This is a genomic window from Klebsiella sp. 141251 (genome assembly GCF_050600725.1).
Classification (GTDB): Bacteria; Pseudomonadota; Gammaproteobacteria; order Enterobacterales; family Enterobacteriaceae; genus Klebsiella; species Klebsiella aerogenes.
This window is the reverse complement of record NZ_JAQIRG010000004.1, coordinates 1-11,236: the sequence shown is the minus strand read 5'-3', so window position 1 is coordinate 11,236 and position 11,236 is coordinate 1. Positions and strand designations below refer to the sequence as shown.

Below are 11,236 nucleotides of genomic sequence, written 5' to 3'. Positions count from 1 at the left end.
CGTCATTAGCTGCCCCGGCCGCTTTGAGATAATCCTTACCAGGAATTTTAGTAAAGGAATGAGTAAAGCGCGGCGGCAAAAAGAGTCTTTCGTCATGTGTACATTTATATGAACAGTTTGCGGCCAATCCGATGCCAATTATTTTGCTGGTGTAAATTAAAGTTTACGTAATATGGATTGATATCTTTACTTTATATGGTATGGTTACGTCATGCCCGCTGAGGCAACAACTATCGCAAACGAGCTATACAGGATCGCCATCATGCAAAAAGACGCGCTGAATAACGTACATATTACCGATGAACAAGTTCTGATTACCCCGGATCAGCTGAAAGCCGAATTCCCGTTAACCGTGGAGCAGGAAGCGCAGATCGCCCACTCCCGGCAGACTATTTCCAACATTATTGCCGGCCGCGATCCGCGTCTGCTGGTGGTCTGCGGTCCTTGCTCAATTCACGATCCGGAAGCTGCTATCGAATATGCTCGTCGATTTAAAGCCCTTGCCGCAGAGGTCAGCGATAGCCTCTACCTGGTGATGCGCGTCTATTTTGAAAAGCCCCGTACTACCGTTGGCTGGAAAGGGCTGATTAACGATCCGCACATGGATGGCTCGTTTGATGTTGAAGGCGGTCTCAAGATCGCGCGTCGCCTGCTGGTTGATTTGGTCAATATGGGCCTGCCGCTGGCAACAGAAGCGCTCGATCCTAATAGCCCGCAATACCTTGGCGATCTGTTCAGCTGGTCCGCTATCGGCGCGCGTACCACCGAATCGCAGACCCACCGTGAAATGGCATCCGGTCTGTCGATGCCGGTTGGTTTTAAAAACGGTACCGATGGCAGCCTGGCGACGGCGATCAACGCCATGCGCGCCGCCGCCATGCCGCACCGTTTTGTCGGCATCAACCAGGCCGGCCAGGTTTGCCTGCTGCAGACCCAGGGGAATCCGGATGGTCACGTCATTCTGCGCGGCGGCAAAGCGCCTAACTACGGCCCGGAAGATGTTGAGAAGTGCGAAAAAGAGATGGCGCAGGCGGGACTGAAACCGTCGCTGATGATAGATTGCAGTCATGGTAATTCCAATAAAGACTTCCGTCGTCAGCCGGCGGTTGCGGAATCCGTCGTCGCGCAGATCAAAGATGGCAACCGTTCCATCATTGGCCTGATGATTGAGAGCAATATCCACGAAGGCAATCAGTCTTCTGAGCAGCCCCGTTGCGATATGAAGTATGGCGTATCCGTCACCGATGCCTGCATCAGCTGGGAAACTACCGATGCACTGCTGCGCGAGCTCGATAGCGATCTGCGCGGACATCTGGCGGCACGTCTGGCTTAAGAGGATTGTATGGTTGCTGAACTGACCGCATTGCGCGATCAAATTGATGAAGTTGATAAGGCGCTGCTTGATTTGCTGGCAAAGCGCCTGGAGCTGGTGGCGGAGGTTGGCGAGGTTAAGAGTAAATATGGCCTGCCGATTTACGTACCGGAACGGGAAGCCGCGATGCTGGCTTCCCGCCGGGAAGAGGCGGCGGCGCTCGGCGTGCCGCCGGATCTTATCGAGGATGTTCTGCGTCGGGTGATGCGCGAATCGTATTCAAGTGAAAACGACAAAGGCTTCAAAACGCTGCATCCGAATCTGCGCCCGGTGGTCATTGTTGGCGGCGGCGGGCAGATGGGACGTCTGTTTGAGAAGATGCTGACGCTGTCTGGCTATCAGGTGCGGGTACTGGAAAAAGAAGACTGGCCGCGGGCGACAGAGATTGTCGCCGATGCCGGGATGGTTATCGTCAGCGTTCCGATCCATACCACAGCCGAGACGATTTCACGTCTGCCGCCGCTGCCGGCAGATTGCATTCTGGTCGATCTGGCTTCCATCAAAGCCGAGCCGCTGCAGGCGATGCTGGCGGCGCATAACGGCCCGGTATTGGGATTGCACCCGATGTTTGGCCCGGACAGCGGCAGCCTGGCGAAACAGGTAGTGGTTTACTGCGATGGGCGTCAGCCGGAAGCGTACCAGTGGTTCCTTGAACAGATTCAGGTCTGGGGGGCGCGACTGCACCGCATCAGCGCCGTTGAGCACGATCAGAACATGGCGTTTATTCAGGCGTTGCGTCACTTTGCCACTTTCGCCTATGGCCTGCATCTGGCCGAAGAGAACGTTCGTCTTGAGCAACTATTGGCGCTCTCTTCGCCGATTTATCGGCTGGAGCTGGCGATGGTGGGGCGTCTGTTTGCCCAGGATCCGCAGCTGTATGCCGACATCATTATGTCGTCAGAAAATAATCTGGCGTTGATTAAGCGCTACTACCAGCGTTTCGGCGAAGCGATTGGCCTGCTGGAGCAGGGCGATAAACAGGCGTTTATCGACAGCTTCCGTAAAGTCGAACACTGGTTTGGCGATTACGCCCAGCGCTTCCAGAGCGAAAGCCGCACGCTGCTGCGTCAGGCGAATGATAATCGACAGTAAGTCCGCTAAACGTGTATACAATAAAGCCAGAGGGGTAACCCGCTGGCTTTTTTTATAGGGATGAAAAGATGGCTCAACCGCAACCGCTGTTTGATTACGTCGGGCACCTGCCGGAATGCCCAACCTGGAGCGATGCCGAACAGGTACTGTACTGGGCGGATATTCTGGAGTGCGAAATTCACCGCTACGATACACGCAGTAAAGAACACCAGGTTCTGCAATTTCCCGAAGAAGTGGGATGCTTTGCTCTGCGCGAGAAGGGCGGTTTTATCGTTGCCTTACGTAGCGGTATCTGGCTTTGTGATGCCCGTGGTCTGCTGCAACGCAAAATTTGTGATAACCCAAGTAACCCGGATCTGGCGCGTTTTAACGACGGCGGCACCGACCGGGATGGCCGTTTTTACGCAGGGACCTTCTGGGGGCCGGGGGATTACAATGGCGCGCTGCTGGTACGGATTGATAATGACCTGACGCCAAAGGTGGTGCAGTGCGATATTCATGGTGCTAATGGTCTGGCATTTAGCGACGATAAGCGCTGGATGTATACCTCCGATACGCCAAACGCGGTGATTTACCGCACGCCGCTGGATGAGCAGGGCGAGCCGGGCATACGGGAAGTGTTTCGTCGTTTCCATCCGGGAGAGGGGATCCCTGACGGTGCGGCGGTTGATGAAGAAGGCTGTTACTGGAGCGCGATGTTTGACGGCTGGCGGATTGCCCGCTTTTCGCCGAACGGAGAACAACTGGAAGAGTATCGCGTGCCGGTGCGTTGCCCCACGATGGTGTGTTTCGGCGGCGCGGACATGAAAACGCTCTATATCACTACCACCCGGGAAAATATGGACGCCGACGAAGTGGCGCAATATCCGCTTTCCGGCGCCATCTTCACCCTGCCGGTTGCGGTGGCAGGGATGAAGAAACGGCAATTTATTGAACGTTAAGCCGGGTCGACCGGCACGACGTTTTCGCTCGGGTAACAGCCCAGTACTTTCATCGAACGGGTAATTTCGGCCAGCTCTTTTAAGGCTTTACGTAGAGGAAGGGATTCCAGGTTGGCCTGAATATCCAGATAAAACATCTCTTCCCACGGGTTACCGTGGATTGGGCGCGATTCCAGCTTGCTCATGATCAGGTTGTGGTTACGCAGCACCAGAAGCGCTTCAACCAGCGCGCCCGCCTGTTGGCCGGTGGCGATTAACAACGTCGTTTTCGCCGGCACCTGATCGGATACGTTCACCGCTTTACGCGCCAGCACCAGGAAACGAGTGATGTTTTGCGTCTGGTTAGCCTGGCAGTGCTCCAGCACCTGCAGCCCGTACAGCGCGCCGCCGGCTTCGCTACCCAGCGCGGCAACGGTGGGAGATTTTGCCTGCGCGACTTTTTCCATCGCCGCCGAGGTGCTCTCGGTGTACTCGATTTTCCAGTGCGGATAGCGGCTTAAATACTGGCTGCACTGCTGGAACGGCTGCGGATGACTATAGACGGTCTCGATCTTATCGGCGTCCGTTGAGGACGAAACGAGCACACAGTGATCGATTGGCAGCGTCAGTTCGCCAACGATCGACAGACTGGTGTGCTGCAGCAGATCGTACACATCGTTGATCCCGCCGGAGCTGGTGTTTTCGATCGGCACGACGGCGTAATCGGCCTGACCGGTTTCGACCTGCTCAAAGATATCGGCGAATTTCGCGCAGCCGCTTTCGATAAATTGCTCAAAATGACGCGCGGCGTACTGGCGCGCGGCAAGATGTGAGTACGAACCTTTAGGCCCCAGGAAGGCGATACGCGCGGAGTGGGGGTTAATCTTATTGAGATGCTGCTGCAGTAGCGCCTGTTGGGTAAGAACGGAGTCTTCAATAATCAGCTGGAACAGGCGGGTAATGTAGTGGGCGTCCAGATGATGCTTTTTGCCAAGCGTCATTAAACGCTCCAGCAGGTCGCGTTCGCGGTCGATATCGCGTACCGGACGGTGCGATTCCAGCTTCGCTTTCCCGACTTCCACCGCCAGGCCGCGGCGTTCGGCCAGCAGCGCGAGCAGTTTTTCATCAAGGGCGCTTATTTTGTCGCGCAGGGCCAGTAATGGGTTTTCCTCGGTCATAATTGTGTTGCCTTTCTTGTTATCAATAAAAAAGGCCTCCCGCGTGGGAGGCCTTGTTATTCGTCTTCGCATTCTTTCTTATACGACGAACCGCCTCCCAGTCAGGGGAAGGTAAAAAAGAATGCGAAGAAGAACGGGAGTCGTTTCACGATGAATTCCTTAGGTTAGTGTGGATTACAGTACCTGTACTGTTTTCATCCTGTCAATAAAAAACGAAAAACGCGCCCGAAGGCGCGTGGCATGACACAACTTAAGTTAAGGATTACTCTTCTTCTTCCACAAAGCCTGCCTCTTTCACCGATGTGGCGGCGCGGCGGGCTTCCCCTTTGTGTTGCACTTTATTCAGCTGCCGTTCCAGCTTGTTGATCAATTCGTTAATGGCGGCGTACATGTCTTCATGACGCGCGCTGGCAACCAGATGACCGTTCGGCGTATTGATGGTTGCGTCAGCAATAAAACCCTGCGGCTCCTTAGAGAGAATGATGTGCGGGTTGATTAAATGGGTTTGCCACTTATCCAGTTTGGCGAGACGGTCTGCGACATGCTGGCGGATTGCCGGAGTAATTTCCATTTGTTTACTGGTAATGTTCATTGTCATAAATTTTACCTCTTGTCTTTCCCGTCTTGGTGAACCCAGCATACCTCGCCCAATGTCAAAATGTGTGATCTAAATCACATTTAAATGTCACTTTTTGTCAACGAATTCATTTTGTGAGACAGGACAGGAACGGATGAGATTTTACTTGTCGAAATGAAGAAAGGGGGCCATATTTGATGAGTTAACTCGGCGCTAAACCGCTTCAGCGCTGGTGTTCATTGAATAAAAAAACGGCAGCCGCGTGGCTGCCGTTTTGCTTTCTGCTATCACCCTCAGGTGTTTTTGCCGTTGGCGGCGATGATTTTGGCGACTTTGTCAGCCTGCGCGTTCATTTGCATCTGACGATAGGCGTTTTCCATCTTCGGCAGCGCATCGCGAGTGGCCTGTGTATCCGGGTAGTTACGCAGCATACCGTCAACGCGGTTCACAACGGCAACCCAGGCGCCGCGGTCGGTGTAATAATCCACCACCGATAGCTCATACTTCGCCAGACGATCTTTCAGGAACACCAGACGCTTGTAGGCGTCAGTGGCGTACTGGCTGTTCGGATAACCGCGAACCAGCTTCGAGAAATCATTGAATGCGTCGCGAGCGTGCTGCGGGTCGCGGTCGGAACGATCGACGCCGAAGAAGCCCTGCAGAGCGCTGTCATCGAGGGCCATGTTAGTCAGGCCGCGCATATAGATGACGTAGTCAATGTTTGGATGCGTAGGATTCAGACGAGCGAAACGATCGATTGCGGCCTGAGCCAGCGGCAAATCGGCATTTTTGTAATACGCATAAATCAGGTCCAGCTGTACCTGTTGGGAGTAAGGACCAAATGGATAGCGATTATCCAACGCTTCCAGTTGCGTTATTGCCTGTTTCCAGTTACCGTCCTGCAACTTTTGCTGGGCGGTCGCGTAAATTTCATTCGGCGGATTATCAGGCACCTCCTCCTTTGAGCCAGAGCAACCCACCAAAGCCAGGCTCAGTGTGGCTGCTGCCACCAGGTATTTCATGCGCGTCATGACGTTTTGACTTCCTCAAAATGTTTATGCGGGAGAATCTCTGTTCCTGCTCCCGATTAAGACCAGCTACAATAGCACACTATATTAAACGGCAAAGCCGTAAAACCCAACGTTAAACGAAGAAGCTGTATATGGCACAACGAGTACAACTCACCGCAACGGTGTCCGAAAATCAACTCGGTCAACGCTTAGATCAGGCTTTGGCCGAATTGTTCCCGGATTATTCACGTTCGCGGATAAAAGAATGGATCCTTGACCAGCGCGTGCTGGTAAATGGCAATGTCATCGACAAGCCGAAAGAAAAAGTTTTTGGCGGCGAGGCCGTCTCTATCGATGTTGAGATCGAGGAAGACGTGCGTTTTGAACCGCAGGATATTCCGCTCAATATCGTCTATGAAGATGACGACATCCTGGTCATCAACAAACCACGTGATTTGGTTGTGCACCCCGGTGCGGGCAACCCTGACGGTACTGTGCTGAATGCGCTGCTGCATTACTATCCGCCCATTGCCGATGTACCGCGCGCGGGAATTGTCCACCGTCTGGATAAAGACACCACCGGCCTGATGGTCGTGGCGAAGACTATTCCGGCGCAAACGCGTCTGGTCGAGTCGCTGCAGCTGCGCGAAATTACCCGCGAGTATGAAGCGGTGGCCATCGGCCACATGACCGCTGGCGGTACGGTTGAAGAACCGATCAGCCGTCACCCAACCAAGCGCACGCATATGGCGGTTCACCCGATGGGGAAACCGGCGGTGACCCATTACCGCATTATGGAACATTTCCGTATCCACACCCGTTTGCGCCTGCGTCTGGAAACCGGCCGTACCCACCAGATTCGCGTCCATATGGCGCATATCACCCATCCGCTGGTGGGCGATCAGGTTTACGGCGGCCGCCCGCGTCCGCCGAAAGGGGCATCGGACGAGTTCATCAGCGCGCTACGCAAATTCGATCGCCAGGCATTGCACGCGACGATGCTGCGTCTGTATCACCCAATTACCGGTATTGAGATGGAATGGCATGCGCCGATCCCGCAGGATATGGTGGATCTGATCGACGCCATGCGCGCCGATTTTGAAGCCCATAAGGACGATATTGACTGGTTATGACAAAGCTGATTGTTCCGCAGTGGCCAATGCCGAAAGGCGTGGCGGCCTGTAGTTCTACTCGTGTGGGCGGCGTGAGCCTGCCTCCGTATGACTCGTTGAACCTTGGCGCCCATTGCGGCGACGATCTCCCGCATGTCGAAGAAAACCGCCGGCGGATGTTTGCCGCTGGCGGATTACCCTCTTATCCGGTGTGGCTGGAGCAGGTGCATGGTACCACGGTACTAAAGTTGGATGGCGGGCCGTACGTGTCAAAACGCGCCGATGCGTCATACTGTAATACGCCGGGTACCGTTTGTGCGGTGATGACCGCGGACTGCCTGCCGGTGCTGTTCTGTAACCGCGACGGAACCGAGGTGGCGGCAGCGCACGCCGGATGGCGCGGCTTATGTGAAGGCGTACTGGAAGAAACGGTCGCCTGCTTTAATGATAAACCGGAAAATATCCTGGCCTGGCTTGGTCCGGCAATAGGCCCTGAGGCGTTTGAAGTCGGTGCGGAAGTGCGCGAGGCTTTCATCGCCAAAGATGCCCAGGCGGAGAGCGCCTTCCGTCCTGCCGGTGAAAAATATTTTGCTAATATCTATCAATTGGCTCGTCAGCGCCTGGCAAACGTCGGCGTGGAGCAGATTTTCGGCGGCGATCGTTGCACTCTAAGTGAAAAGGATGATTTTTTCTCTTATCGTCGCGACAAGACCACAGGTCGTATGGCAAGTTTCATTTGGCTGATATAACCTAGAGAATCAAGACGATCCAGAAGGCAAACTTATTTTTCACATAGTTCAGGTCTTTAACCTTGAATAATTGAGGGATGACCTCATTTAATCTCCAGTAGCAAATTTGACCTGTTTATGGGAGGAGTTATGCGTCTGGATCGTCTTACTAATAAATTCCAGCTTGCTCTTGCCGATGCCCAGTCGCTAGCACTCGGGCACGACAACCAATTCATCGAACCACTTCATCTAATGAGCGCCTTGCTGAATCAGGAAGGGGGATCGGTACATCCTTTATTAACCTCGGCGGGTGTTAACGCCGTGGCGTTACGCAGCCAAATCGAACAGGCGCTGAGCCGTTTACCGCAGGTAGAAGGTACCGGCGGCGACGTGCAGCCGTCTCAGGATCTGGTGCGTATTCTCAATCTTTGCGACAAGCTGGCGCAAAAGAGAAAGGATAACTTTATTTCGTCAGAACTGTTCGTTCTGGCGGCGCTTGAATCACGCGGTACGCTGACCGACCTGCTGAAATCTGCCGGAGCAACAACCGCCAATGTGACTCAGGCGATTGAACAAATGCGCGGAGGTGAAAGCGTGAACGATCAGGGTGCCGAAGACCAACGTCAGGCATTGAAAAAATTTACCGTCGATCTGACCGAACGGGCCGAACAAGGCAAGCTGGACCCGGTGATCGGCCGTGATGAAGAGATCCGTCGTACCATCCAGGTACTTCAGCGCCGTACTAAAAACAACCCGGTACTGATTGGTGAGCCCGGGGTGGGTAAAACGGCAATCGTCGAAGGACTGGCGCAGCGTATCGTCAACGGCGAAGTACCAGAAGGGCTGAAAGGCCGTCGGGTATTAGCGCTGGATATGGGCGCGCTGGTGGCCGGGGCGAAATATCGCGGCGAGTTCGAAGAACGTCTGAAAGGCGTGCTGAACGATCTGGCGAAACAGGAAGGCAACGTTATCCTGTTTATCGATGAGCTGCACACCATGGTCGGCGCGGGTAAAGCCGACGGCGCGATGGATGCCGGCAACATGCTGAAACCGGCCCTGGCACGCGGTGAACTGCACTGCGTCGGCGCCACCACCCTTGATGAATACCGCCAGTACATTGAAAAAGACGCTGCGCTGGAACGTCGTTTCCAGAAAGTGTTTGTTGCCGAGCCGACGGTAGAAGATACCATCGCGATTTTGCGCGGTCTGAAAGAACGTTATGAACTGCACCACCACGTGCAGATCACTGACCCGGCCATCGTGGCGGCGGCGACCCTGTCGCATCGCTATATTGCCGACCGTCAGTTGCCGGATAAAGCTATCGACCTTATCGATGAAGCGGCATCCAGCATCCGTATGCAGATCGACTCGAAGCCGGAAGAGCTGGACCGTCTCGATCGCCGTATCATCCAGTTGAAGCTGGAACAGCAGGCGCTGAAGAAAGAGGCCGATGAAGCGAGCCTGAAACGTCTCGATATGCTTAATGAAGAGCTGGCGGACAAAGAAAGCCAGTATTCGGTGCTGGAAGAAGAGTGGAAAGCGGAAAAAGCATCACTCTCCGGTACGCAGACTATTAAAGCCGAGCTGGAACAAGCCAAAATTGCCATCGAACAAGCACGACGTCTTGGCGACCTCGCGCGGATGTCCGAGCTGCAATACGGTAAAATTCCGGAGCTGGAAAAACAGCTGGCGGCAGCCACCCAGTCTGAAGGCAAAACGATGCGCCTGTTACGTAACAAAGTTACAGATGCCGAGATCGCCGAAGTGCTGGCGCGCTGGACCGGTATTCCGGTGGCGCGCATGATGGAAAGCGAGCGCGAAAAACTGCTGCGTATGGAGCAGGATCTGCATCACCGCGTCATTGGCCAGGATGAAGCGGTTGAAGCGGTATCCAACGCCATTCGCCGTAGCCGCGCCGGGCTGTCTGACCCGAACCGGCCTATTGGTTCGTTCCTGTTCCTCGGCCCGACCGGGGTGGGTAAAACCGAGCTTTGCAAAACGTTGGCTAACTTCATGTTCGACAGCGACGACGCGATGGTGCGTATCGATATGTCCGAATTTATGGAGAAACACTCCGTCTCGCGTCTGGTCGGTGCGCCTCCGGGATATGTGGGTTACGAAGAGGGCGGGTATCTGACCGAAGCGGTTCGTCGTCGTCCTTATTCCGTCATCCTGCTGGATGAAGTGGAAAAAGCGCATCCGGATGTATTTAACATTCTGCTGCAGGTGCTTGACGATGGTCGCCTGACCGACGGGCAGGGGAGAACGGTCGACTTCCGTAATACGGTTGTCATCATGACCTCTAACCTCGGTTCCGATCTGATTCAGGAACGTTTCGGCGAGCTGGACTACGGTCATATGAAGGATCTGGTGCTTGGCGTGGTTAGTCAGCGCTTCCGTCCGGAGTTTATCAACCGTATCGATGAAGTGGTGGTCTTCCATCCGTTGGGTGAAAAACACATTGCTTCTATTGCGCAGATCCAACTGCAGCGTTTGTATAAACGTCTGGAAGAGCGCGGCTATGAAGTGCATATGTCCGATGAGGCGCTGAAGCTGCTGAGCGAAAATGGCTACGACCCGGTATACGGTGCGCGTCCATTGAAACGTGCCATCCAGCAACAGATAGAGAACCCGTTAGCCCAGCAAATCTTGTCTGGCGAGCTGGTTCCGGGTAAAACCGTCGAGCTGGTGGTGAAAGACGACCGTATCGTGGCAGTGCAGTAAGTCACAAAACGACAAAAACGGGCCCTCTGGGCTCGTTTTTGTTTAAAAACCAGGCAAGAATTAAAGTCCAAACGATGATTTGGTTGAAAAGTGAGCGCTTGAATTGTTTTTTTGAATTTATGCTTGTCACTTCAGAATTACTCCCTATAATGCGCCTCCACTGACACGGAACAACGGCAAACAAGCCGCCGGGTCAGCAGGGTTTCAGCAGAGAAATACGACGCTGAAAACCGACAGAGAAAAGCGAAATAAGCGCTTGACTCTGAATGAGGAAAACGTAATATACGGGACCTCGCAACGGTGAGCTGAAAGCCGCGTTGCAACTGCTCTTTAACAATTTATCAGACAATCTGTGTGGGCACTCAAAGTGACATGGATTCTTAACGTCCTCGGACGAAAAATGAATACCAAGTCTCTGAGTGAACATACGTAATTCATTACGAAGTTTAATTCACGAGCATCAAACTTAAATTGAAGAGTTTGATCATGGCTCAGATTGAACGCTGGCGGCAGGCCTAACACA

General features: G+C 53.9%; 10 protein-coding genes and 1 other annotated feature. Of the genes, 6 read left to right on the top strand and 4 right to left on the bottom strand.

Annotation, left to right across the window (positions count from 1 at the left end; genetic code table 11):
• Positions 1-262 precede the first annotated feature (262 nt).
• The 3 genes from aroF (at position 263) to PGR09_RS10265 (ending at position 3,405) form a co-directional block, all read left to right on the top strand.
• On the top strand, positions 263-1,333 hold the full coding sequence (gene aroF, locus PGR09_RS10275) for a 3-deoxy-7-phosphoheptulonate synthase AroF (protein ID WP_348876863.1): 1,071 nt from the start codon (positions 263-265) through the stop codon (positions 1,331-1,333).
• Between the two features lie 9 nt (positions 1,334-1,342).
• The gene (tyrA, locus tag PGR09_RS10270) at positions 1,343-2,464 is read left to right on the top strand and encodes a bifunctional chorismate mutase/prephenate dehydrogenase (RefSeq protein WP_015703194.1); all 1,122 of its coding nucleotides are present in this window, start codon (positions 1,343-1,345) and stop codon (positions 2,462-2,464) included.
• 68 nt (positions 2,465-2,532) lie between these two features.
• A complete protein-coding gene (locus PGR09_RS10265) occupies positions 2,533-3,405 on the top strand; it encodes an SMP-30/gluconolactonase/LRE family protein (protein WP_430916109.1) in 873 nt (290 codons plus the stop codon).
• Here the strand turns inward: PGR09_RS10265 and pheA are convergent.
• From pheA to bamD, 4 genes are all read right to left on the bottom strand, one after another.
• Positions 3,402-4,562 (bottom strand): bifunctional chorismate mutase/prephenate dehydratase, encoded by a 1,161-nt coding sequence (gene pheA / locus PGR09_RS10260; protein WP_045395094.1) that lies wholly within the window; start codon positions 4,560-4,562, stop codon positions 3,402-3,404. The two genes, PGR09_RS10265 and pheA, sit on opposite strands and share 4 nt — an antisense overlap.
• 25 nt (positions 4,563-4,587) lie before the next feature.
• Positions 4,588-4,712: a sequence feature (Phe leader region), on the bottom strand.
• Complete coding sequence (gene pheL / locus PGR09_RS10255) at positions 4,664-4,711, bottom strand: pheA operon leader peptide PheL (protein ID WP_100279143.1); 48 nt, start codon at positions 4,709-4,711, stop codon at positions 4,664-4,666. Its footprint overlaps the feature before it by 48 nt.
• Positions 4,713-4,824: 112 nt before the next feature.
• Positions 4,825-5,160 (bottom strand): ribosome-associated translation inhibitor RaiA, encoded by a 336-nt coding sequence (gene raiA / locus PGR09_RS10250; protein WP_002914111.1) that lies wholly within the window; start codon positions 5,158-5,160, stop codon positions 4,825-4,827.
• A gap of 272 nt (positions 5,161-5,432) precedes the next feature.
• Complete coding sequence (gene bamD / locus PGR09_RS10245) at positions 5,433-6,170, bottom strand: outer membrane protein assembly factor BamD (protein WP_015370268.1); 738 nt, start codon at positions 6,168-6,170, stop codon at positions 5,433-5,435.
• A 131-nt stretch (positions 6,171-6,301) separates the two neighbouring features.
• Here bamD and rluD point away from each other — a divergent pair, with 131 nt between their 5' ends.
• The 3 genes from rluD to clpB all read left to right on the top strand — a co-directional run bounded on the left by rluD (position 6,302) and on the right by clpB (position 10,713).
• On the top strand, positions 6,302-7,282 hold the full coding sequence (rluD, locus tag PGR09_RS10240) for a 23S rRNA pseudouridine(1911/1915/1917) synthase RluD (RefSeq protein WP_047044438.1): 981 nt from the start codon (positions 6,302-6,304) through the stop codon (positions 7,280-7,282).
• Positions 7,279-8,010: a purine nucleoside phosphorylase YfiH gene (yfiH, locus tag PGR09_RS10235; RefSeq protein WP_047044442.1), complete on the top strand. Its 732-nt coding sequence runs from the start codon at positions 7,279-7,281 to the stop codon at positions 8,008-8,010. The genes rluD and yfiH overlap by 4 nt, the downstream gene beginning before the upstream one ends.
• Positions 8,011-8,139: 129 nt before the next feature.
• The gene (clpB, locus tag PGR09_RS10230; RefSeq protein ID WP_015703191.1) at positions 8,140-10,713 is read left to right on the top strand and encodes an ATP-dependent chaperone ClpB; all 2,574 of its coding nucleotides are present in this window, start codon (positions 8,140-8,142) and stop codon (positions 10,711-10,713) included.
• Positions 10,714-11,236 lie beyond the last annotated feature (523 nt).